The 22,593-nt window shown below is 35.6% G+C and carries 22 protein-coding genes, 1 tRNA gene and 1 pseudogene; 9 read left to right on the top strand and 15 right to left on the bottom strand.

The features are described from left to right. Positions 1-589: 589 nt before the first annotated feature. Complete coding sequence (locus U9R83_RS12035) at positions 590-715, bottom strand: hypothetical protein (protein ID WP_014459997.1); 126 nt, start codon at positions 713-715, stop codon at positions 590-592. A 234-nt stretch (positions 716-949) separates the two neighbouring features. Here U9R83_RS12035 and U9R83_RS12030 point away from each other — a divergent pair, with 234 nt between their 5' ends. Continuing rightward, positions 950-1,429, top strand: a complete 480-nt coding sequence (locus U9R83_RS12030; protein ID WP_014459998.1) for a GyrI-like domain-containing protein — start codon at positions 950-952, stop codon at positions 1,427-1,429. A gap of 169 nt (positions 1,430-1,598) precedes the next feature. Then, positions 1,599-2,098: pseudogene (locus U9R83_RS27695) on the top strand (1-acyl-sn-glycerol-3-phosphate acyltransferase). A gap of 62 nt (positions 2,099-2,160) precedes the next feature. Here the strand turns inward: U9R83_RS27695 and U9R83_RS12015 are convergent. Both U9R83_RS12015 and U9R83_RS12010 read right to left on the bottom strand, forming a co-directional pair. After that, positions 2,161-4,614 carry an FtsX-like permease family protein gene (locus tag U9R83_RS12015; RefSeq protein WP_243549362.1) on the bottom strand — a complete coding sequence of 818 codons (2,454 nt, stop codon included), beginning with the start codon at positions 4,612-4,614 and terminating at the stop codon, positions 2,161-2,163. Between the two features lie 26 nt (positions 4,615-4,640). Further along, positions 4,641-5,408, bottom strand: coding sequence for an ABC transporter ATP-binding protein (locus U9R83_RS12010; protein ID WP_243549360.1), 768 nt, complete (start codon positions 5,406-5,408; stop codon positions 4,641-4,643). Between the two features lie 367 nt (positions 5,409-5,775). On the opposite strand from U9R83_RS12010, the gene U9R83_RS12005 reads away from it, so the two are divergent. After that, positions 5,776-6,189: a thiol-disulfide oxidoreductase DCC family protein gene (locus tag U9R83_RS12005; RefSeq protein ID WP_243549358.1), complete on the top strand. Its 414-nt coding sequence runs from the start codon at positions 5,776-5,778 to the stop codon at positions 6,187-6,189. 21 nt (positions 6,190-6,210) lie between these two features. Continuing rightward, a complete protein-coding gene (locus U9R83_RS12000) occupies positions 6,211-6,696 on the top strand; it encodes a hypothetical protein (protein WP_116741083.1) in 486 nt (161 codons plus the stop codon). Positions 6,697-6,963: 267 nt separating this feature from the next. Here U9R83_RS12000 and U9R83_RS11995 read toward each other — a convergent pair whose 3' ends face one another. Together U9R83_RS11995 and U9R83_RS11990 are read right to left on the bottom strand one after the other, a co-directional pair. Then, positions 6,964-7,524 carry a nitroreductase family protein gene (locus U9R83_RS11995; protein WP_014460005.1) on the bottom strand — a complete coding sequence of 187 codons (561 nt, stop codon included), beginning with the start codon at positions 7,522-7,524 and terminating at the stop codon, positions 6,964-6,966. A 232-nt stretch (positions 7,525-7,756) separates the two neighbouring features. Continuing rightward, positions 7,757-9,049, bottom strand: a complete 1,293-nt coding sequence (locus U9R83_RS11990) for a Glu/Leu/Phe/Val family dehydrogenase (RefSeq protein WP_182420564.1) — start codon at positions 9,047-9,049, stop codon at positions 7,757-7,759. A gap of 199 nt (positions 9,050-9,248) precedes the next feature. Between U9R83_RS11990 and U9R83_RS11985 the strand changes: the two genes are divergently transcribed. Continuing rightward, positions 9,249-9,404, top strand: a complete 156-nt coding sequence (locus U9R83_RS11985; RefSeq protein WP_014460007.1) for a hypothetical protein — start codon at positions 9,249-9,251, stop codon at positions 9,402-9,404. A 9-nt stretch (positions 9,405-9,413) separates the two neighbouring features. Here U9R83_RS11985 and U9R83_RS11980 read toward each other — a convergent pair whose 3' ends face one another. The 4 genes from U9R83_RS11980 to U9R83_RS11965 form a co-directional block, all read right to left on the bottom strand. Next, on the bottom strand, positions 9,414-11,348 hold the full coding sequence (locus U9R83_RS11980; RefSeq protein ID WP_208732287.1) for an alkyl/aryl-sulfatase: 1,935 nt from the start codon (positions 11,346-11,348) through the stop codon (positions 9,414-9,416). Positions 11,349-11,701: 353 nt separating this feature from the next. Beyond that, positions 11,702-12,901, bottom strand: a complete 1,200-nt coding sequence (locus U9R83_RS11975; protein WP_208732288.1) for a phospholipase D-like domain-containing protein — start codon at positions 12,899-12,901, stop codon at positions 11,702-11,704. Positions 12,902-13,046: 145 nt separating this feature from the next. Next, positions 13,047-13,892 carry a DUF2971 domain-containing protein gene (locus tag U9R83_RS11970; protein ID WP_243549357.1) on the bottom strand — a complete coding sequence of 282 codons (846 nt, stop codon included), beginning with the start codon at positions 13,890-13,892 and terminating at the stop codon, positions 13,047-13,049. A 134-nt stretch (positions 13,893-14,026) separates the two neighbouring features. Continuing rightward, positions 14,027-14,659: a hypothetical protein gene (locus tag U9R83_RS11965; protein WP_208732290.1), complete on the bottom strand. Its 633-nt coding sequence runs from the start codon at positions 14,657-14,659 to the stop codon at positions 14,027-14,029. A 278-nt stretch (positions 14,660-14,937) separates the two neighbouring features. On the opposite strand from U9R83_RS11965, the gene U9R83_RS11960 reads away from it, so the two are divergent. After that, positions 14,938-15,060 (top strand): hypothetical protein, encoded by a 123-nt coding sequence (locus U9R83_RS11960; RefSeq protein ID WP_014460012.1) that lies wholly within the window; start codon positions 14,938-14,940, stop codon positions 15,058-15,060. A gap of 134 nt (positions 15,061-15,194) precedes the next feature. Here U9R83_RS11960 and pdxR read toward each other — a convergent pair whose 3' ends face one another. Next, complete coding sequence (gene pdxR / locus U9R83_RS11955; protein WP_208732291.1) at positions 15,195-16,628, bottom strand: MocR-like pyridoxine biosynthesis transcription factor PdxR; 1,434 nt, start codon at positions 16,626-16,628, stop codon at positions 15,195-15,197. 136 nt (positions 16,629-16,764) lie between these two features. Between pdxR and U9R83_RS11950 the strand changes: the two genes are divergently transcribed. Continuing rightward, positions 16,765-17,664: a DMT family transporter gene (locus tag U9R83_RS11950; RefSeq protein WP_208732292.1), complete on the top strand. Its 900-nt coding sequence runs from the start codon at positions 16,765-16,767 to the stop codon at positions 17,662-17,664. Between the two features lie 152 nt (positions 17,665-17,816). Here U9R83_RS11950 and U9R83_RS11945 read toward each other — a convergent pair whose 3' ends face one another. Both U9R83_RS11945 and U9R83_RS11940 read right to left on the bottom strand, forming a co-directional pair. Continuing rightward, on the bottom strand, positions 17,817-18,047 hold the full coding sequence (locus tag U9R83_RS11945) for a hypothetical protein (protein ID WP_230624629.1): 231 nt from the start codon (positions 18,045-18,047) through the stop codon (positions 17,817-17,819). A gap of 181 nt (positions 18,048-18,228) precedes the next feature. Further along, the gene (locus tag U9R83_RS11940; RefSeq protein WP_208732293.1) at positions 18,229-19,530 is read right to left on the bottom strand and encodes a GH25 family lysozyme; all 1,302 of its coding nucleotides are present in this window, start codon (positions 19,528-19,530) and stop codon (positions 18,229-18,231) included. Between the two features lie 239 nt (positions 19,531-19,769). Between U9R83_RS11940 and U9R83_RS11935 the strand changes: the two genes are divergently transcribed. Both U9R83_RS11935 and U9R83_RS11930 read left to right on the top strand, forming a co-directional pair. After that, positions 19,770-20,318: an HD domain-containing protein gene (locus tag U9R83_RS11935; RefSeq protein ID WP_208732294.1), complete on the top strand. Its 549-nt coding sequence runs from the start codon at positions 19,770-19,772 to the stop codon at positions 20,316-20,318. A 106-nt stretch (positions 20,319-20,424) separates the two neighbouring features. Beyond that, a tRNA-Ala gene (locus tag U9R83_RS11930) sits at positions 20,425-20,496 on the top strand. Positions 20,497-20,615: 119 nt separating this feature from the next. Here U9R83_RS11930 and U9R83_RS11925 read toward each other — a convergent pair. The 3 genes from U9R83_RS11925 to U9R83_RS11915 all read right to left on the bottom strand — a co-directional run bounded on the left by U9R83_RS11925 (position 20,616) and on the right by U9R83_RS11915 (position 22,544). Continuing rightward, the gene (locus U9R83_RS11925) at positions 20,616-20,765 is read right to left on the bottom strand and encodes a hypothetical protein (protein WP_014460035.1); all 150 of its coding nucleotides are present in this window, start codon (positions 20,763-20,765) and stop codon (positions 20,616-20,618) included. 515 nt (positions 20,766-21,280) lie between these two features. After that, on the bottom strand, positions 21,281-21,823 hold the full coding sequence (locus U9R83_RS11920) for a DUF6143 family protein (RefSeq protein WP_208732295.1): 543 nt from the start codon (positions 21,821-21,823) through the stop codon (positions 21,281-21,283). Between the two features lie 259 nt (positions 21,824-22,082). After that, positions 22,083-22,544: a hypothetical protein gene (locus U9R83_RS11915; RefSeq protein ID WP_243549355.1), complete on the bottom strand. Its 462-nt coding sequence runs from the start codon at positions 22,542-22,544 to the stop codon at positions 22,083-22,085. Positions 22,545-22,593 lie beyond the last annotated feature (49 nt).

The following is a 22,593-nucleotide window of genomic DNA, read 5'->3' as shown; positions in this document are numbered from 1 at the left end:
GTGATTTTATGTAGCCAGCTGGATAAAGCGTAGCGCTCATTATTAATAAAATTCCTAATATGTTTAATAACTTTGTTTTTTTAATTTTTGTTTCAACCTCTTCCTTTCTATCTCAATATCCCTTTGACTTATGTAAAATCTGGAAGCTGAAATTTCTTGGCAATCCACTCGGTAAATGCTTATACTTCTTTTCTTAGGTCTTAATATAAATTCGTAGATAGACCAATAAGTTAAAGGAAACAAAACGATAACGAGAAACCCGTTTTCAGCTGATATATATTTTTAGATTAATAGCATAATATTTAATGTTTTTTTGTACGGTCGTGTAAATAAAAGCTTAAATTAAAGAAACTTCACTTCTTACCAAGCTTTTTAAATAAAATTATAAAGGCTGTAAAAGTTACCAGTGCACCTATAGCGATCCAGGCATTTAAAATATTTAGCCAAATACATATACCCATTATTAAGATAAGCAATAATACATTAACAACAATAGGGATCTTCTTACGAGTATCGATGGCTGTGTAAAATAGACTAAAAGCAAAGAAAATTATTATAAGTCCTAGAGTTATGTTGATGCTGATCTTCATCACTCCTCATTCTTATATGTACTTATTTTATTTACATTTACAACTACATTTGGGCCCTTTAAAAGAAATAAACAGACTAAACCGATAACGCCTACAAGTACTGAAGCAAACCCATACTTATTCACTACTTCCCCCCCCTTTATTAAATGACTTTACCCCTACCATACTCTATTTGATTAAAATTGTAAATTTATAGATTAATTGTATTTTAATTTCCTTATCATAAGTCTTATTTATATACATACTTGGTTAAACAGTATGTTTTTTGTTACTAAGATGTTAGCAAGAAAGGTTAAGTTTAAAAATCTCATCTCTTTTATAATTGGTATGTAGTCTATATTAAAAAGGTGGGATTTACCGTGGAATTTAAAGAGGTTATAAAAGAAGATTTTGTAATGGTTGGATTTAGCGGCGCCGGTAAGTGGACTAAGGAGGTTGTATACCCTATTCCTGAACTTTGGGATAAAGCATACAAGTCTTTCTTAACTAAAAACCCAAAACAAATTATCGGTGTATGTTTGCCGGCAAGGAGTGATCATTATTTCTATACGTGTGGAATTGAAATATCTTCTGTACTCTATAGTGAAATTGGAGAAGGAACGACTGTACATACTTTCCCTGCGCAAAGATATGTCGTTTTCAAGCACACTGGTCCTGCTACAATGATTCCTAATACATACGGCAAGCTATGGGATACATTTGATTCAAATGGCTATAAAATAAAACCAGGGGCTCCTGAAATTGAAATAGTAAATAGTGATATGGCTGGACAAGAACAATCTCCATTATATGAAATGGAAATATGGATTCCTGTAGAAAGCTCTTTAAACGCTAAATAAGTAAAGTAAGTCTTTAATATCATTATTTTGGAGCGGAACACATAATAACCTAATTTGTTATGTCAACGTAAAAAAGAGCATCAATGGATGCTCTTTTTTTATTAGATGTATTTATTATGGAAAGATGAACGTAATAAATAAGCAAAAACTGCCCAATGATTAACCTTTCATTATAGTTTGCACACATAAAAGTTGGATTGATGTGGTGTGTTTGGGCATAGCTTTATATCCCCTACCTGTACACTTTATGGCAAAAAAAGAGTTGTTTCAAACAAAGCTAATTAAAAGGCTACTAGAAAATTTGAATGCATTTCCTGTAGATAGAAAAAATCCAGGTCCTAGCGTCTTAAAAATACCTATAAAATTACTTAGACAAAACAAAGTAGTGGGATTTTTCCAAGTGGGACAAGAGCCTCAGAGGAGAAAGAATTAAAAAATGGGGCAATTCATATTGCTTCAAAGGCAAATGTACCAATTATACCTGCAGTTTATATTGGGCCCTCTTCTATAAAAGACTTATTAGGGAGAAAGAAAAGAACAATTATAACAGGAGACCGCATTAAAGTTCCTAAATTGCATATTGACAAAGAGGCTATTATAAAGACAGCAAATGAATTGATTTCAAATTCGTTTGAAAAGTTAATACAAACAAAAAGCAATAATATATAAATACATTAAAAAAACAACTTAGTTACTAAGAGAATATCTTAGCCGCTAAGTTGTTTTTTTGTTTATTTATTATCATTGGTAAGCTCAATTGAAAGTTCCTGAGACAAAATTTTGTTACCAACAAACCAAAATATAAGCGTACTGCCTGCCAACATTAAAAGCGATACAGTAATTATTACTTTATAATCTATTACAAACTCGCCAGGATCAACTAAAAGAAGTATAAAGGTCGTTAGTAAGCCCATTATTATACCAATAATTAATCCAATCCCAATATATAGGTTCACTTGTGACAGTATAACTTTACGAAGACCTTTTGGTGTCACGCCCATTGCACGTAAAACAGCAAATTCTTTCCGTTTAGAGTATATGTTATTTGCTAAAGAGTTAAATACACCAACCATCGTAGATGCAACTAATGTAGCTATGACTAAAATAAATATCCCCCAGCGCTGATAAAACATTTTGTTTGCTTCTTTGACCGATTGTTCATAGTTACTGATTTTAATTTCTGGATACTGACTCTTTAATTCCTCAAGTTCATTAACTGTATTTTTTATATGTTCGGAATCCACATAAAGGGTATAGAAAATAACATCCAGCAATTTTTGGTTATTCCAGTCTACATATGCATCTGCGTTATTTAACAGTTGCTTTTCTATGGCAATGACTTTAAAGGTTCCTTTAGACTCGACAATTTGTGTCTCGTTAGAAAACTCTCCCACTGGAACTGTCTGCCCTACTTTTAAATGGCTCTGCTGTGCAAATCTTTCAGATAATATTAAGCCATTACTAGGAGTTTTACTGTTTAAGTGAGCCATCAATCCTTGTGCTTGTAGTCTTTTGAGATCAACTACTGCATAATTCATATCTACTTTCTTTCCTTCGGTTTGTAATTCTGCCAACCCTAGGGTGCTAAAGTTACTAACGGACTTTACACCTGATAGTTCCTCTACTGTTTTAGTGAATTCCATAGAATTTATTTTGGAATTATCAATTCGAGTTTCAATTAGAATAGGAGTGGCAAAATCTTTTTTCAACTGTTCCAGTTGGCTTATTTGAATTGTACGTAATGTAACAGATCCAAATACGGCAATTATCATTAAGCTGCTTATCATTAAAATAATAGCAGTGTTCTTTCTGACTTGAGGAATAAGGTTTTTCACAGAAATATAAAACTCTTGTCCAAATAACCTTTGCCCATAAGGTAAGAAGAACCATTCTAAGATTTTTGGTAACCAGATAGGAAAAACCAACACAAAGGCTAGCAATACTAAAACCGCTGATATTAAAAGCATAGCAGGCCCATACGTCCCCCTTGTGGGCAACACTTGGCTACCAATAATTAAGAATACAGCAATTCCGACTAAAACTTTTGAGAGAGTAACCCTTACTTTTGAATAACTATAATTAAGTTTTTCGTTTTCCTCCATTGTTTTAAGCGGTAATACCTTTGTACTACGGTAAGCTGGAACAAATAAAAAGAGCTGAATAACAATAAAAGCTAAAATAGAAATACTTATAGCGGCACCCACATTAAATTCCGAAGGTGTGGTTGGAATATTAAATAGCTTTTCTACCCAACTATACAGGGTTCTCTGACTTAAAAAGTTTAGTATAAAACCCAAAGATATACCGGTAATGTTAATCACAGTGCTTTGTATCATAATAATTTTACTAATTTGTTTAGTACTTGCACCTAATGAACGCATAATTGCGAATTGATTTCGCATTTTATAAAGCAATAGTTCGAAATTTGAAATGATAATAAGAGAAGTAACAATTAACACTAATACAGACAATACAACAATAAATAGATGTAATGATTGCAAATTACTTTTTACCCCATAATCTTGCTCAGCAATATCAATGTGTAAGTCTTTATCATAAGATTTTATTTGATTAGCTAAAGTCAGAGTATTTACATTCTTCTTTGCTTTAATTAATAAATAAGTAGCTTCGGCTTTACGATTATCCTTTGCTTGGATATAGCTCTTTACAACCTTTTGGTTAAGTATTAGCATATCTGGGGCAGAACCCGTAGCAGTTAAGTCATCTACTGTCTCTACCAAAGTGTATTTTTTGTTTTCAATAAGGATCTTATCGCCAATTTTTGCGTGTAGAACTTTTGCTAATCCTTTGTTCATTACAACAGACTCTTCATTTAAATCCTCAGTAAAATGGTATCGGCTTTTGGGTAGATAATTATTTTCTGCACCTACTGTATAGATAGCGGTGTCCATCTTGTTTACGTTTAAGTGAGCAATAGAAACTTTAGATACTTTATTAACTTTTTTGTTTTGAACAATTTCGTTCACTAATTTTGGTGTAAGGACGTTGCTTTGGTCCATATTAAATCCTACTGATAAATCCATTTCCCCATACGCCTGTTTCATCTGATTCTTAAGCGTATTCTGAGCATTAAATGAAAATAACACCATACTAAGTACAAGTGTTGCAGAGATAGCTATGCTTAAGATAGATGAAAAGACAATAAACTTATTAGCTTTAAACAAACGTAAAGCTACTCCTTTTATGGTCCTCATAGCGTTTGTTTCTCCGGCTTTGTAATAAGTTTAAATTTCTCCAATATGTAATCTAAATCATTATTTCCGTTACAGTTATACGTATCAACAATGCTACCATCGTGAAAGAATAAAACTCGATCTGCATAAGTGGCTACGTTAGGGTCGTGAGTAACGAGTAATATACTTTGGTTAAGCTGCTTCTTCGTAGACACCAGTGTATTTAATATATCTTCCGAAGTATTAAAATCTAGATTACCTGTTGGTTCATCCGCCAATATGATAGGTGGTTCAGTTATAATCGCTCTTCCTATAGCTACCCGCTGCTGTTGTCCACCTGACAGTTGTACAGGACGGTGTTTTTTCCAAGCTGTTAAGCCCAAGAGCTCAACAATGCTATTTACTTTTGAATCAATTGCATCCGATGTAAGTCCTTTTAAAACTAGCGGCAGAGCTATGTTTTCTTCTACAGATAAATCTTTTAATAAGTGGAATGATTGAAAGATAAATCCAATATTATCTTGTCTGTACGCTGAAGCTTGAGGTTCTTGGAACATATCTTTTGAAAGCATTCCTTTTAATTTAATCGTTCCACTAGTTGGCTCATCGAGTGCTCCTAAAATGTTCAGCAGCGTACTTTTTCCTGAACCACTCGTTCCCATAACAGCAACCATTTCACCTACCCCTAACTGAAAGGATATATCATTTAGTGCAGTGACTTCATAGCCCTCTCCTTTATAAACTTTAGTTAAATTTTCCACCTCTAAAATATGTTTATTTTTCACGTCTTCACCTCGAAGTAAGTTTCTTTTTTGTAGTAACAAAGATGGTTAACTCTTTTATCGCATCTACCTTTGTAAATTTCTCCTATATCTAGTACGTTTCAAAACAGGAATAGTTTTACATTTTGTGAAAAAAAGGAAAAATTTTTAGTTATTTATAAGAAACACAAAAAAGTAGAAGTTTATTAGATAAGCTGCTACATTCAAATTCAAACAAAAACAGTGTTGTATTTGACTCTGTTTTCTTGCTTAAATTCACTTGAACTCACATAAAATATTTCCACTTTTACCCTTATGTCTTGTAGTCCAACACGTAAACAATTATACTTATTTTAGTAAAAATTCATAAAAAAGGAAGTGAAGAAACGTCATGCCGCCAAATCCATCACACCATCCTATTATTCTATTTGATGGTGTTTGCAATCTTTGCAACGGATGGGTACAGTTTGTTATCAAACGAGATCCGCGTGCTCTATTTCGTTTTGCGTCGCTTCAATCTGATAATGCTGGGATCTTGCTGCGTAAGCATAACTATGAGCATCCACCACTTCAATCGGTCATTCTTCTTATGAACGGGAATCTTTACACAGAGTCTACGGCTATCCTACATATTGTCCGCCAGCTTCGAGGACCCATTCAACTAATGGCGTGTTTCCAAGTGGTTCCCGCATTCATTCGAAACCCATTCTATCGTTTCATGGCACGTAATCGGTATAAGTGGTTTGGAAAACAAACGTCATGCATGTTGCCAACCCCTGAAACTAAAATACGATTTTTGGACTAAGCATACAAATGGAGGAAAACAATGCGTTTATCAACAAAAGAGAAATTTCGTTTAAGTATTCTTGCGACCCTAAGGTGGACCATGGCCATTACGTTTCTTATTTATGGAATGGCCAAAATTTACCCAGGACAATTTATAACAGGCGATTTCGTGTTCGATTCAACAAAAGATTCTGCGATGAAACTGGCGTGGTATTTCTTTGGGTATTCTGATTTCTACAACTATTTTATTGCTGCTGGCGAATTATTAGCTGCGTTGTTATTGGTGATTCCGCGTACCGCAACACTAGGGAACATTATTTTTCTCCCCATTATTGCCAACATCACCGTCCTTAACTATTGTTTCAACATTCCTGCCAAAGTGGTGTGTGTTCCGCTGCTTGCAATGAGCTTGCTATTAGTATTGATGGAATATTCAAAGTTAAAAGGCATCTTCTTTGTCAACACTGCTACCCCAATGCAGAAAGTAGACGTTCACTCATCCGAAAGGAAGGTGACCGTTAAATGATTGTCTTTCTTTTGCCGCCCATTATCTTCGGTTTGGCATGTACCTATTATTTTGGTCTTCGAAAAGAAGACTGAACACAGACAATTGCTGTTTTGTTTTGACTAGTAGTTACGGAAACCAGAGAAGTTCTCCATAAGATGCTAAAAAAACTGCTGCAGATAAGGTAATAAAAGCGCAACTTAATGCCACTCTCAAAAACAATAAAAAAGGCAGCAGCTCAACTTATGAGCTGCTGCCTTTTATTTATAGAAACACAGAAATAACCTTTTAACGATACCAAATCGTTTTATCTTGATATGGAATACGTTTTGATGAAGCTTCTTTATTAGGGTGTCCGACGTAAATTAAGCCTAAGAGCTTATCGTCTTCTTCTAGAGATAAAAAGTCATTCAGTTCTGACTGATAGACAATATCACCCGTTCTCCAAATTGTAGCCAAACCTTGTTCTTCCGCTACTAATAGCATATTTTGTATGCTTGCCGCTACGGCAGAGATTTCTTCAATTTCAGGCACTTTTCCTGAAGGACTTACTGCTACAGCAATAATGACAGGAGCACGAAGCGGGCCTTTTTTAGCTTTTGTTGTTTTTTTCAACGCTTCTTCTTCACTTAAGTGAGCAGTTTTTTGCTTCATAATACGTTCCATTTCGTCTCCTAAACGAACGCGTGAATCCCCTGTAAACACTCGGAATTTCCAAGGCTCTGTCTTTTTATGGTTAGGAGCCCAAGTGCCTGCTTCTAACATAAGATTGATAGCATCTTCTGATACATCTTTGTCTTGCATAGCTCCAATCGTTCTTCTGGCTTTAATAATATCTAATACGCTCATGCTTTTCGTCTCCTTTTTCACATTCAATTTATTATAGTTATGTATTTGTCTTGAATATAGAATAATTGAAAATCATTCTCACTGTCAAATGTTTTGATTATCAATTAGGTAACGATGAATATGCCAATTTTTTAAGCGTGTTTGTTTTTTTAGCAGTTTTTCTTTTAATTATTTGGCAGTTCCGGCAAATAAAAAACGATTTGGAACATGTAATCCAAATCGTTTTTTTATCTTATACCCAGCCGCGGAAACGAGAAGCTTCAGCTGATTTTTTGATTCCTGCCATGTAAGCAGCGAGTCTCATGTCTACGTCATTTTCTTGAGCGATTTGATAGATCGTTTCAAATGAATCCACCATTACCTTGCGTAATTTGTAAGCTACTTCCTCTTCAGACCAGTAGTAGCCTTGATTATTTTGCACCCATTCGAAGTATGAAACCGTTACGCCTCCAGCACTTGCTAAAATATCTGGCACTAAAAGCACGCCTTTTTCATCTAAAATGCGCGTGGCTTCAAGCGTAGTCGGTCCGTTCGCCGCTTCGACTACAATAGAGGCTTTAATGTGATGAGCGTTACGAACCGTAATTTGATTCGAAATGGCTGCGGGTACTAAAATATCACATTCTTTTTCTAATAGTTCTTCGTTTGTTATCACATTTGTAAATAAATTCGTTACGGTACCAAAACTGTCGCGTCGATCAAGGAGGTAATCAATATCAAGACCAAGCGGATCATAAAGAGCTCCATACGCGTCTGAAATGCCAATTACTTTTGCACCTGCATCATGCATGAACTTAGCAAGAAAACTGCCGGCGTTTCCGAAGCCTTGAACGATAATTCGCGCTTCTTGCAAGTTAAGGTTTTTCTTTTTAACGGCTTCTTCAATACAAATGGTTACGCCTTTAGCCGTTGCAGTTTCACGTCCTTGAGATCCTCCAAGCACGATAGGTTTTCCAGTAATAAACCCAGGAGAATCGAACTCGCGGAGTCGACTATATTCATCCATCATCCACGCCATAATTTGAGAGTTTGTATAGACATCCGGTGCAGGAATATCTTTAGTAGGCCCAACTATTTGACTGATGGCTCTTACATAGCCGCGGCTCAGTCGTTCTAGTTCACCAAACGACATGTTTCTTGGGTCACATACGATTCCGCCTTTACCGCCGCCGTACGGAAGGTCGACAATCCCGCATTTTAAACTCATCCAAATGGATAATGCTTTCACTTCTTCTTCATTTACTTCAGGATGAAAGCGCACGCCTCCTTTAGTAGGCCCGACAGCATCATTATGCTGAGAGCGGTAGCCAGTAAATACTTTTACCGCTCCATTATCCATTTTAACTGGAATACGAACCGTCATCATGCGCAGCGGTTCTTTCAGCAAATGATACATTTCTTCACCATACCCTAGTTTTTGAAGCGCTTCTTGAATAACGGTTTGAGTAGATAAAAACAAATTAAGTGATTCCTGTTCTTGCTGCTGTTCTTTTTTTAATTTACTAGCTGTTTTTGTAATGGACATTCTGTTCACCCCATATTAATCATTGAATTTTCTCAACGATTTAACATGCAATTCCTGTGCCAATTTCTGCTGCTTTACAACGGTTCTTATATTATACATAATCCGCATTAGCAAGCCTTATATTCCCTGCATAGGCTGATATTAGTATATACTTAAAGAAATAAGACAAACTATTTATACTGAAAAGGAGGAAAATACTATGTTAAATGAAAGAAAAGAACAAGAGCGAAGCAATCACTATATAGAATGCTGTTCCATCTGCGGAGAAAGGCTAACATCTTTTCAAGAAAAAGAAATTTTCACATGCGACAGCTGCTTTGAACAAAAAGTCAACGATGTGCTTTCTGAGCTGTAATCAGGTACTCTATTTTTTAGAAACAGGTGTCACAATATTAAAGTTTGGATCGATAGAATCCTGACAAGACAAAAAGAAATCCCATTTTGATTTATCTCCTTGAACAAATATGACTGAGCTATAAGAGTGATCATTTGTAGTTGTTAGCCGATATAAGGTATCTTGCCACATCGTTACCGTCACCTCAGCTTTCTTTCGCGTATCTCCGAGGTACCTAAAGATTCCATGCTTAAGTTCTGTGAGAGCTACTTCATTGCGATCGGGTATCACAAACAATATACGATAGTTACATGCGCCTGCCTTTAATCCATCTACGCGAATGCTAAATAGTTCTAAAATATTTTTTAAAGGAAGTGTGTCCCATACTTCTTTTGTAATAATGTTGACTGGCAGCGGTATATTACCTAAACGAAGTTCTTTGGCTCCTGTTAAATATTCATTTCGCCAAGGACCAGATTCAGCTATATACCCTAATTGTTCAAGCGCGTCTGCGCATAAAAGTTTTGCCTTCACATGGTGAGGATTAGCGTAAATTACTTGTTTGGTCACTTCAGCTACCCATTGATAGTCGCCTTGCTGAAAACAGCGCTGTGCTTTTTTGACAATGTTGTCCGCTCCGCCCATATACTCTACATATTTCTTAGCTGACTCTTCAGGAAACAGTTTATTTAAATCTACAGGATTGCTGTTATACCAGCCCATATAGCGCTGATAAACCGCTTTTGCGTTATGGTTAACCGTTCCATAAAAGCCGTTTGTATACCACTCGTGAGATAGAGTTTCCGGAAGCTTCATCATTCGGCCGACGTGGTCGATGGTATAACCTTGATTCATCAGCCTTAATGTTTGGTCATGAATATATTGATAAACATCTCGTTGATTTTCGATATAGGTAATACACGACTCGTTTCCGAACCTTGGCCAATTATGTACCCCAAATACAGTTGTTAGTTCTTGGCCAAATAAATTGATTGCTTGCTGCAAGTACCTTGCCCATGCTGCTGCGTCTCTTACTTTTGCTCCTCTGAGCGTATAGAGGTTGTGCTGAGTAGCCGTGCAGTTTTCTGCAATACACAGAGACTTTTCACTAGGAATATAGATGTTCATTTCAGCAGGCGCTTCCGTCCCTGGCGTAAGCTGAAACTGAAATGAGACGCCGTCAATTTTCTTACTTACATAAGAATGATATTCGGAAGGAAGAATTTCTTCTATTCCTGTAATAAGCGTGATCGTTCCAAATGAAATTTCTTTTCCGATGCCGTTGTCAATTAAGCCTTTTTCATCGCGTCGCAGTCGAATACCGTACATATATTGACTTCTTCGTGTCATTGCTGTTGCCGCCGTGACGTTTTCATCGATAACCGCATCCATAAATCCAGCAGGAGCATAAACTTTACTAGTTTTATTTTGTATTGAGTCAGGTAATATCCCTAGAACTCCACCGTAATGATCTATATGCGAATGAGAGAAGATAACGGCTCTAACAGGACGCTTCCCGCAGTGCTCATTTACTAGTTTAAGTGCTTCTTCCGCTGTTTCTTTTGACGTCAAGCAATCAATAACAATCCATCCCGTTTTCCCTTTAACAAATGTAATATTAGCCATATCAAAGCCTCTTACTTGAAAGATACTTTCAGTTACCTGATATAAGCCGGCTTGTACATTTAATTTCCCTTGTTCCCACAGTTTAGGGTGGACAGTAGCAGGTGTAGATTGTTCAAATAAAAAAGCGTACTTTCTTAAATCCCATACAGGATACAGTTGATTTCTTTTGAAAATCAGAGAAAAAGGTACGCGTACAAGAGCTTGGTAATCCGCAAGATTTTGTTCTAATTTAACTTGTTCCCAGTCTATGTTTTTATAAGTCTCAGCATTAGTCGCTGCAGTCTTTTGAGTAGCATCTTTTCGGTGAATCGTTAACTCCTGTTCATAATCAAACAGCATAACCCCCTCCTTTTTATTACTTTATGCGTAAAAATAAGACGAAGTACAAAAGAGAGGGAAAATAGAGTCAACAAAAAAGAAGATGCGCTTAGAACGCATCTTCTTTTTTATACTGAATGTTATGTTTGAATAGTCGAGTATTCTGTCTGAATTAGACAGCCTAGCACTTAGTATAACGATTGTTTACCAATGTGCCTTTTGTAATTAAAGCAAATCTTCCTTCTAAGGTGCTCAATACGTTTCTTGAAGTCGCTGTAGAACAATGCATTTGTACAGTCTCTCCTTTCCTGTATTGGCCTTACATAGAATGTGTACCCGGGGAAAAATAATTAAAACTTGATTTGGGTATTTTTTCAAAAATAATAATAAATCCATTCCGGTGTTTTTTTAAGAGAACGTTCCCATTTAGGGATTTCATCTATTACTGTTTTGGTTAATCTGCGACTGTTTGTTTTATCTTCATTAATTTCTCGTTCTATGTGTGCAATCATCTCGCGATCGTAAATAATACAGCTTGCTTCATCATTTAAATAAAAACTTCTGGGATCCCAGTTGGCTGTGCTAATATTGGCAATCGTATGATCGATGACCATTACTTTTCCGTGAAAAAATCCCTTTTTATATAAGAAAATTCGAATACCTTGGTTTAATAGTTTCTCTGTTTTAGGGTAACTAGGCGGTTTAGTGAACCACGCATCGGTATTGTCTGGAAGTATAATATCAATTAAAACGCCTTTTTCTTTTGCTGAAATAAGTGCATTCATTAAATGTTCACTTGGAATAAAATAAGGGGTAGCAATGGTAAGCTTTACTTTGGCACGGTTGATTAGATCAATCATCTTTTGCTCAAGTTCTTCTCCAGTTGAAAACAGTAGCTGATAGTTTGCTCCGTTAGAGCGAGCGATAGGAACTCGCTGAGGAGATATATGTTGTCCCGTGTCTTCTTCCCAATCTTTCAAAAATTGCTTTTCAATTTCAAAAATCCCTTCTCCTTTGATTCGCAAGTGGTAATCACGCCAATAGCCCAATTTTTTATGCTTCCCTAAGTATTCTTCTCCTATATTAAAACCTCCGAGATAAGCTTCTTGGCCATCTATTACGACAAACTTTCGGTGATTTCGATGATTAATGCTATAGAAAAAGTGCTGCCTGCTTGCTTTTCGGCTAAAAGTAAACTCAACTCCATTTTTCTTAAGATCATCTATGAGTGTTCGGGAGAGATCGTTTCCTCCAAAACGATCTACAGAAAGTTTAACCTTTACCCCTTCAGCTGCTTTCTCTTTCAATAGCTTAAATAGCTTCATGCTAATGTTGTCCGCTCGAATAATAAAAAATTGAATGTACACGTACTTTTTTGCTTTTTTAATGTCCTCAAATAAAGCAAAATATAAACTACTTCCTTGTGCATACAGCGCTATCTCGCCTTGGTAAACAGGCGTTTCGATAAGCGGATGTACGCGAACATAAGCGTTATAGCCTTTTTTTACGTCCCATTGAAAAAACAAACACAAACAAAGCCCGCATACTAAAATAAACAGCATTCTTTTAACCATACTGTACTCCTGATTCATCTAATATGTATATATAGGCTTTGGAGGTTTGTTTTATTTTATATGAGGAAATGTATGGAAATATAAAACGTGTAACACAAAAAGCTTAATCATTTTTTGATTAAGCCTTTGTGTACTTCGCTAGCATTTAGTAAATATAGTCCTTATACAAGTCAGACTGAATAACCTTTTTATAAGCGAGACCGTGTTTCTTAGTAAGAGCTTTTACCTCATCTACACAGCTTTGAGCGCTTCTTGGTGATACATAAATTTCATTGATAAGCTGATGTAAATTACATGTAAGGAGGTTGCCATGCTCGTGAGAAAACTCATACGATCTTTTTTCAAGGATATCCATTCGTTTTTGCCATTGATTTGCGGAAATACCTTGAATTTCAAATAGCTTTTGCAGCTTCCAAGCGTGTATACGACTTGCCACAATAACAAGCCTCAATTCATTTTCATGCTGATAGGATTTGCGCTTGTAAAATAACGTGTCATATACAGAGTGACTGATCATTTCTTTTTGGAAGTCTATGTACTGCACTTTGCCAGAGAAGATTTTATAGCGCAAATCTTTAATACTGCACAATAAATTTTCATAGGTGGTTTTAATAGCTACGCCATCATTCCCCTTTAAATATAGATCCCACATTCCAGCGGCTTCGTAGTCATTGATATGCCAGGATGAAACAGCAGAAAATTCATGGATTTTTCTTATATAGGTTCTAGAGGTACGGTTATGACGTTCGCCTGTTTTTCTTAACTCTTCTATGTTCCACATCGAAGAGCATCCTTCAAGTGGGTCCGAAAATGCATCAGGTTTTGCGAAAAAAAGCGCATTGGTTTCTAGTAAATCTTGAAAATCAGACAGCGGCATAAATCGCCACACTGTCGGATTATTGTGCACCTTATAGCGTTCATCATAATCGTCATAGCTAGATTCGAATCTTTTGGCATATTCGTACGCTTTCTCTCTATAAGCTAAATCCATTGGTTTTCCTCCTCTGAATGCATATTCATACTTGAATTATAGCACTTAATTGTTGTAATTTTCAAAATTATCCACCTGCATTAAGTTCTATTATCAGAAAAGAAGACACGCCTCAACATTTACAGCGCGTCTTCTTATTTAATGAAATGAATGTTTTGCTTAACACTTTCACTTTCTGGCTGATTTAATTCTAATAAATAAATTTCATCCGCTCGAAAATCAGTATTCTTCATTTCTTTTTTTAAGGTACGAATAAAGGCAGCTGAACTTTTTCCATAGGCTTCAAAATAATGAAACGTGTGTACAACAAATAGAATGGATGCTCCACTGTAATCTTTTTTGCTCTTTTTTTGGATGTTTTCTAGCACTTTTTCTATATACTCTTCCACAGAACCTTCCGTCTGGATACGGGGTAGAGCAAAATTTCCTGAATTGACCCTCTGTGCATCTTCAAATTCCAGTTTCCCATCTTTGTAAGAAGTAATTTCAATTCGTTTTTCAGTACCATCCGGCTGAAGAATTAATCCGTCGTATCCTTGACTTCCAATAATAAGCTTCAATTTTGAATTTCTCGGACAATAAGAAGATTGGCTGAAACAATAAAGCGGATAAAACTCTTCAAAAAACTTTTTGAAACGCCCTTTTTTGAGTCGAGCTAATTTTATATACTCTTTGTTTTGATGAATCATTTGCTGCGTGTGTTCAAAATACTGCTTCATTTCTTCTTGCGTTCTGTACACATCAAGGTCTTTAAATAATTTATCCATCTTTTTCACCTTCAATCCTGCCAACTAAAAAAGTATCCTTACTTAGTAGATACATATTCACAAACGTGTGTGACAATTTTCTTTTTTTAGAGATATAGCCTTTTTTAAAACAAAACAAGCACACTTTTCTTTTTTGTACATATTCTGTTATTCGTGCGTTCAATTATAAGCGTACGTTTCAGCCTTTAGTTGTAAAAAATGAACCGTAAACTTACAGCTGATGGCCGATGATATGCGTTTGATTATTTCATAAACTATAACAAACAGGAAACTTAACAATGATTGAGGTGTTGGAAATGTTTGATAATGATTACGTAGTTAAAACCATTCATGATTTACATGTAAAACGTACAGAAAGTAAATTAAAAATCTTCTTAACTTATTTTTGCCATAAAAAATAACGCATGTTTATAGATGGTAATATAGAGTCAGTTATTACTTGAAGTTTCTTATAGGAAGAAGACAGACTGGGACAATTTAAAAGGAATTTGATACAAGTAAAAAGGAACAGTGGTTAATCCGCTGTTCCTTTTTACTACACCTGCAATTCTCGAATAAGTTCAGCAAGAATTTTAATGCTTCTATCGATATCTGGTAAAGAGGCATAGGCGTAAGAAAGCCGAAGATAACTGCCGGTTTCTTGTGCATAGATACTTCCAGAATTAAGCAATATCCCTCTTTTTAAAGCACGAGAGTATAAAGATTTCATTGAAATAGAAGGTTGAATATGCACCCATATAAAAAAGCCTCCTTCAGGATTCGTCCATGTTGCTAAATCTCCTGCGTATGTTTCTAAAGCATTAAGCATCACTTTTCTTCTTGTTCGCAATTCGGTTCGTACGGTCTCCATATGCTGTTGATATAAGCCATTTTTAAACCATTCGGCTGCCACTCTTTGAGATAATGAGCTAGAACCATAATCTGTTTGCATTTTAATATCCGCCAAACGCTCAATGACTGGTTCTGGGCCGACTATCCATCCGATACGTAATCCCGGGCTTAATGTTTTAGAAAGACTGCTAACATATAATACGTGTCCATTTTTATCTAAAGCCTTCAATGGCAAAGGAGGCCGTTCGTCTAGCCATAATTCGCGGTATAAATCATCTTCAATAATAGGAAGCTGATGTTCCTCACATTCTTTCAACAAATCGTAACGCCTTTTTTGGGACATTAATGTTCCCGTCGGGTTATGGAAACATGGATTTGTATATAAAATAGCTTGCCCTTCTTGAGGATCGGCTTGTTTTAAAGCTGCTACTTTTATTCCTTCCTCATCCATAGGGAGACCTTTAAGTTTCATTCCGGCTGATTGGAATACATGTAAGGAGTATAGATAAGAAGGTTTTTCTAGCAAAACCGAAGAGTTCTTTTGCAGCAGTCCAATCGAAATAAGCTGAAGAGCTTGAAGAGCTCCGGAAACAATTAAAATAGAATCTGGAGAGGCTTCAATGCCAATCGTTTTCATGTATATACTTAACCCTTTTCGCAAAGGAAAATACCCCTTTGGTTCTTCGTATCCGAGAACCTCCATATTTTCTGCTACTTTTTTCACGGCGTATTTCATTTTGTTTTTAGGAAATATATCTGGTGAAAGTTCACCTTTGCTTAATTGAATAAGGTTAGAGTTAAATTCGGATTCATTAATATCTTGTACCATTGCTTGACTAGGACGATGCATACCTGATTTCACATGAACGTTCCAATCCGGCGGGTTCGTAGCTAAAAGTGTCCACGTATTATTTATAACAATTGTTCCCGTTCCCATCTTACCTTCAATTAAACCGTCCGCCGTTAATTCATCTAATGCTGTGATGACCGTACTTCGATTAACCTCAAACATAGCCGCAAGCTTTCTCTGACTAGGAATTTTACTTCCGATCGGCCATTCGCCACGAGCGATTTTCCCTTTCATAAAATCAATAATTTGCTTGTATTTTGGATAACTTGAACTGTCCTCTTGAGTCATACGTTTACTCCTATTTTAAAAGTGGTTGGGTTAATTGCCTTTAAACTGGTTGAAGACATTTTATCAAATGTTTATTAACATGGGAACAACAATAGATACTGGTTGGGTTTAAAACAAACAATGGAGATGAATAGGTATGAAATTAACGTTTAGTCTTGTGTTTTTACATTTACTGATGATTAGCTTGTGGGCTTCCGCATTTCCAGTTATTCAAATAGGACTGGAATCGTTCTCTCCTCAGCATCTCGCAGTTGTTCGATTAAGTATTGCTTCTGTAGTGCTATTAGTTATTGCAATAGCCACACGCATGCGCTTGCCTGATATAAAAGATATTCCACTTCTTTTAGTGCTCGGATTTTTAGGGTTTACCGTATATCACACGGCATTAAATATTGGAGAAAAAACCGTGAGTGCGGGTATTGCGAGTTTACTGATCTCGACGACTCCTATTTTTTCCGCGTTTTTAGCTATTTTCTTTTTTCATGAAACGTTCGGAAAAAGAAAATGGATTGGATCTGCAGTAAGCTTTGTAGGTGTTGCGCTTTTAACCTTTAGCAAAGAGAATTTTGTACACTCAGCTAATGGAATTTTACTGATTCTACTAGCTGCCCTTGCAGAAAGCATTTATATCGTATGTCAAAAAGATTTATTAAAGAAGTATGGTTTTCTTTCTTTTGTGACGTACAGTATTTGGGGAGCTACAATTTCTATGCTGATTTTCTTGCCAGGATTAGGAACAGATTTTTTAAATATCTCGTTCAGATCAGCGATAAGCGTTATATATTTAGGGTTATTTCCAACCGTTATTCCGTACATAATACTCGCTTATCTGACATCACGTGTAGGTTCTGCTGAAGCTGCCATTTCTCTTTACTTAACTCCTGCGCTGTCCTTTTTCTTAGCGTGGCTGCTTTTAAAAGATATCCCAAGTGTAGCAGCTATTGTAGGAAGCATTATTACGTTATGCGGCGTGTTGCTTACACATAGTAAAAGACGAGCAGTAGTAAAAAAGACGAGGTTCACAATACAAAGATAATGTGTATGGTTTAGGGAATTCTCTTAGAAGCTATGTTTTTTATTTATATATTTTATTTAGAACATACTTTAATTTCTTCTTTTTGCAGTTTAATTAATATAAAAAACCGCCTTTCTTTAATCTTGGTTTGAGATTTAAAGAAAGGCGGTTTTTTATGCAGTTTCTAATTCTGCTTTTATTTTTCCAGCCACTGCGTGAGTCAGCTGCTGAAGGTCATAAATCTCTTCTCCTGAAAGTACTACATGTCCGTTTAAAACGTGGTTATGTTTATATGCTCGATACGTCACTTCAATACTTTTTATCGCACGCTCTACTTCATCGTTCACCATAATGTTTTCGTAGTGATAGGACAGTGTTTCAATTCGAATCTGCGTATTTTTCATATTCATTCACCCTCCATGAACTGTTGACTAAAAATATGACTGTTAGAGGTGAACTATACATAGAACCTTTTTTGTTACCACCTCCTTTGTTATTTAGAACATATTTTAATTACTTAATTGATGTTTGCTATTCTTATTTTATAAAATCCCAAACCAAAACCCCGCTCTTCGGAGCAGGGTTTTATTGCTTGTAGTACCAACCTTTTTTATCTAAAAACTGCTTAACTTTTACGAAATCAAGTCCAGCTACTGTGAGTTCGGCTGACGGATTACCTATTGCATGTACATTTAATTCACTGTCAATTCCTTCATTCTTTAAGAAAGCACGGAACTCCGTTTCCATGTCTTTACTTAATCCACCTGTTTTAATTGTAACGGGAATAGGTTCCACGTCTTTCATTTGCACAAATCCACCCGGAACAGCCCATGCTGCATACGTATAGCCATATACGCTAAATACCGTATCTTTTTTTATAGTTCTAAAATTTTTTGTTACATTGGCATACTTGTAAACCCCAATATCCTTCTTCGCTTTTACTTGGAAAGAATATTTATCTCCCAGTGAAGTAACCTTAGGTAATGCTTCTTCCATAGGATTGCTTACACCTTTAAGCAATTCCATCATTTTAGCTAAGGTTTTTTCATCAGCTTTTCCAGTTGACGCTAATCCATACTTCTCTTGAAAAGCTTTAACAGCTGCAACGGTTTCATTTCCGTATTGACCATCGCTTCCTTTTTGAGAAAGATCAAACCCTAATTTAATTAAGTTTTGCTGCAGTTCTTTTACGGCTAGTCCGCTATCACCTTGCTGCAATTGTGCTGAGGGATTATTATTATCCACCACCGTAATGCCTGTATTAATACTATTAAAGAAGTCCAGATCCATTTCATTGATATCAACATTGCCTTTAATTCCGTTTACTTTTCCTTGATCTGTATATTGAAACATAGACCATCTATCCCAAATGGCCGTATCACCTGGGTTAGTAAATCCCTTAGAACGGTTACTTCCACTGTAACGAGCTATCCATAGCGGATATTTTGCCACAGCGCTTGTAAAATTGGATTTAATAAAACTATACCCGGTGTAAAGAATAGGCGTAATGCTTGTTTTCCTTTCAATATACTCCATCCATCTAACTGCAAAGGCTGTGACCTGCGCTTTTGTTTTCCCTTTATTTTCTTCCAAATCTAAGCAATGAGGCAAATCAACTTTCATGCTGCCTAATTTATTTAAAAAGAAATTAACTTCTGCAATAGGATCATTATCAGCATGAGCAAAGTGGTAAAATCCCACACGTAAGCCTGCATTTTTCGCTCCTATATAATTATCATATGATTTTTTATCTAAGAAGGTTGTGCCTTCTGTTAATTTAATATATGCGCCTTTTACCCCATCTGACGCCACTTTTGTCCAATCAATTGTTCCGTTGTGATGAGAAACATCAATGACCTTAATATTTTGATTATTACGGTTTTGCACTGCTATCACTCCTTCCTACAAACTATGAATAAAAAAGAAAATGGCAACTGATACAGGCCTAATAGATAGATTTTAGGCTTTGTAGTAAGCTGTCTGATAAGGAGTGATTTGAGCTACTAGGACCTTTTTTGAGGATTATCTTATTAAAATAAAGGAATTTATTTAATTTAATAAAGTTATAAGAGCTATAGTCGTTTATACTAAATATAAAAATATTGTATAAAAAGTGGAGGAATATGATGTCTATAATAAAGGAAGCACGTAGATATGCAGAAGACGCTCATAGCGGTCAAATGCGCAAATTGTCTGATATACCTTATATTGTTCATCCTATTAACGTAGGTAATATCTTAGAAAAAGCAGGTTTTAGTGAAGAAGTAATAGCAGCAGCTTATCTGCATGATGCTGTAGAAGATACAAATGTAACACTTGAAGAAATTGGACAAAAATTTGGTTTAGAGGTAGCGGAGATTGTTGAAGCACACACAGAAGACAAATCAAAAAGCTGGGAAGAACGTAAACAGCATACAATTCAAACCGTTAAAACAGCTTCTCTTGAAGTGAAAGCCTTAATTGTAGCAGATAAATTAGATAATTTACGGTCTTTAAAAGAAAGCTATGATCAGCACGGAGATACGATTTGGAATAGCTTTAAAAGAGGATTTGAAAAGCAGAAATGGTACTACGAGTCCATCAGTAAATACGCTGAAAAAGGATTAGAATCAAGTCAGATTCCAAGCTTCTTTTATACGTACGAACAAGAAGTAAATGATTTTTTTAGAAGTTAATATTCATATAAAGAAATTAGAAAACACTGAAAATAACTATTGCGAACGTGCCATATACGTATTAAAATATAGTAGAGTCAATAAACGATAAAGACTCTACATAATCGGGACTGTAGTTCAGTGGGAGAATACTTGTCTGGCAGACAAGGGGTCGTGGGTTCGAATCCCATCAGTTCCATAAAATCAGTTGTATCAAGGGTTTAAAACACTTTAAAACTCTGCACGATGGAATGGTCGCAATACTGTTTCATTTGACCTCTTCATGATTTCCATGAAGAGGTTTTTTATTTTCTTTTTTTATGATTGATCCTCATGATTTTTATAATTGTTCTTTTCATTGCTTCTACTTACAATTTCTCTAAGTTCGCCCTCGTCGCCTTTTGCATTAATAATTTCAAAAAGCTGATTCAGCCCTTCACTTGTTTCATCTTTTGTTTCTTTGTCCATTCTATCCCCTCCTTTTGCTTTTAGGATGCCCATTTTTTACACAATGTTTCATTTAAAAAGCAATTTATACACATTAATGGTCCATAAAAGTATACCTTTACTCGATACACGGATATACTTAATCAATCCTTTAAGTTTTGCAGCGCTTTATAGTTTTTTTAATACTCATCTATAATAAAATACTCATCACAAACTTCATCAAAATCGTTCTCTTCGTGTAATTCTATTTCTTGATCTTTAGATATCTCGTTTTTTTGTGTAAATAGTTTAAAAAACTTGTTTAACATTGCTCCACCTCATATAAATTATTCATACATTCAGTATGATTAATTTATATGAAGCCAGTATGAATTGAAGCTTAAGATAATTTGAAGTTAGATATTAACGTGAGATGTTAAGCGTGTTTACTTCTCTTTGGTTCTATCCATAATCGAAAGAAAAAATGCAAACTATAAAAAAGAACTTTGCATGCTGCTGCAAAGTTCTTTTTTGTACCATCGTTAAAAGCTATTCAGTTAACAGTCCTTCTTACGCTTTTTTTCAAACCATCCATAGGCAATTTCAGCTTCGATTTCTTTATTTCCTGGAGAAACTAAGAAAATAACGTATGAACCGTTGTTTGGAAAGATAAATTTGCCGTCTTCATCACTTACTAATGTACTTTTCGGCGGAACAACACGGTTAAATACGTTTACCCCTTTAGCAGGAACGCCTTTTACCATTTCTGCAAATTTAATTTTCCCTTTTGGCTTTGAACGTATTGTAGTATTTGCTGGACTCACATTATCTGAAGTTGTTCCTTTTCCAGGGGGGATAGAATTAAACCAAATTTCAGCAGTAAAAGGTTCGTTTGAATAGTTAGTGATAGTAAAAGCATTCACAAATAAATCTACTCCGGAGCCGGAAGGGTTCACTAATCCGCCCCAAGCGTTTCTGTTTCCACCAAAACGAATAGGCTCAGTTTGTCCAACAAAATAGTCTCCTTTTAACGATTGATATAAAGGATTAGGTATATTAACCGCTTTAATATACTGTTTGTTCGACTCATAACTTGACATACAATCACCCCCTTTTTTGTACTATATTTTATGAAGTTTTTCGATAAACGCTTGGACAAGTGTATATATAAACGAAAAAAAGATAGACACCCTCTTGTGCCTACCTTTTTCTATCACTTTTCCAAAATGAAATTTCACTTTTTTCTTTTCTTCCTAGTACTCTTGTCTATACCTGGTGTATAAAGGATTGTTTCGTTACTTTATCGTCCAATGTTTATTTAATATTCCCACAATCACTTATTCTTAACATAGTAATCATCTATTCTTTTACGGTCATAAAATGGAGAATTTTAATCTTTTTTTCGCAATATTCAACGATATCATAACAAGTTGTGAGGATATCATGTCTAGACAGTTCTATTTCATCCAATACAAACTTTGAAAGCTGCTTTTGCAGAACCTCCAGCTTTTTGCTGTCTTCTTCATCGATCCATAGTCCTTCCGTAATACACACATCTGCTAGTTTGTTAATAGATTGAGCCGTCCAGTTTAAGCCGGCTGAAGAAACGGTTATTGTCAGTAAATCATTTTTTATAGCTAGAATAACTTGACACACATGGGTATAGGCATCAACTTTCTTTTGGATAAATGCTTTGCGAAGCTCTTGCTTGTATTGCTCTTTCGACATCGCTATAGCTACGACAGACGTAATGAATGTTCCTGCCAGCGCGATGAGCGACCCTATCAAAATTCCTATCATTTCTTCTGACAAAACGTTCACCTCTTTAAAGATATTTCTATATGCTATGGGACTGAAGGAAATGATATGA

The sequence above is a fragment of the Priestia sp. LL-8 genome (assembly GCF_036227845.1).
Lineage (GTDB): Bacteria > Bacillota > Bacilli > Bacillales > Bacillaceae_H > Priestia > Priestia zanthoxyli.
Note: the sequence above shows the minus strand (reverse complement) of the source record. Positions and strands in the feature narration are given on the sequence as shown.

Excerpts from the sequence above, each read along its gene's own strand:
- U9R83_RS11980 (WP_208732287.1), bottom strand. The coding sequence starts at position 11,348 with ATGCTGTTTGATTATGAACAGGAGTTAACGATTCACCGAAAAGATGCT.
- U9R83_RS11960 (WP_014460012.1), top strand. The coding sequence starts at position 14,938 with ATGATTGAGGTGTTGGAAATGTTTGATAATGATTACGTAGTTAAAACC.
- U9R83_RS11945 (WP_230624629.1), bottom strand. The coding sequence starts at position 18,047 with ATGAAAAATACGCAGATTCGAATTGAAACACTGTCCTATCACTACGAA.
- U9R83_RS12005 (WP_243549358.1), top strand. The coding sequence starts at position 5,776 with ATGCCGCCAAATCCATCACACCATCCTATTATTCTATTTGATGGTGTT.
- U9R83_RS11965 (WP_208732290.1), bottom strand. The coding sequence starts at position 14,659 with ATGGATAAATTATTTAAAGACCTTGATGTGTACAGAACGCAAGAAGAA.
- U9R83_RS11925 (WP_014460035.1), bottom strand. The coding sequence starts at position 20,765 with ATGGACAAAGAAACAAAAGATGAAACAAGTGAAGGGCTGAATCAGCTT.
- U9R83_RS11975 (WP_208732288.1), bottom strand. The coding sequence starts at position 12,901 with ATGGTTAAAAGAATGCTGTTTATTTTAGTATGCGGGCTTTGTTTGTGT.
- U9R83_RS11995 (WP_014460005.1), bottom strand. The coding sequence starts at position 7,524 with ATGAGCGTATTAGATATTATTAAAGCCAGAAGAACGATTGGAGCTATG.
- U9R83_RS11935 (WP_208732294.1), top strand. The coding sequence starts at position 19,770 with ATGTCTATAATAAAGGAAGCACGTAGATATGCAGAAGACGCTCATAGC.
- U9R83_RS11970 (WP_243549357.1), bottom strand. The coding sequence starts at position 13,892 with ATGGATTTAGCTTATAGAGAGAAAGCGTACGAATATGCCAAAAGATTC.
- U9R83_RS11985 (WP_014460007.1), top strand. The coding sequence starts at position 9,249 with ATGTTAAATGAAAGAAAAGAACAAGAGCGAAGCAATCACTATATAGAA.
- U9R83_RS11950 (WP_208732292.1), top strand. The coding sequence starts at position 16,765 with ATGAAATTAACGTTTAGTCTTGTGTTTTTACATTTACTGATGATTAGC.
- pdxR (WP_208732291.1), bottom strand. The coding sequence starts at position 16,628 with ATGACTCAAGAGGACAGTTCAAGTTATCCAAAATACAAGCAAATTATT.
- U9R83_RS11920 (WP_208732295.1), bottom strand. The coding sequence starts at position 21,823 with ATGTCAAGTTATGAGTCGAACAAACAGTATATTAAAGCGGTTAATATA.
- U9R83_RS12000 (WP_116741083.1), top strand. The coding sequence starts at position 6,211 with ATGCGTTTATCAACAAAAGAGAAATTTCGTTTAAGTATTCTTGCGACC.
- U9R83_RS11990 (WP_182420564.1), bottom strand. The coding sequence starts at position 9,049 with ATGTCCATTACAAAAACAGCTAGTAAATTAAAAAAAGAACAGCAGCAA.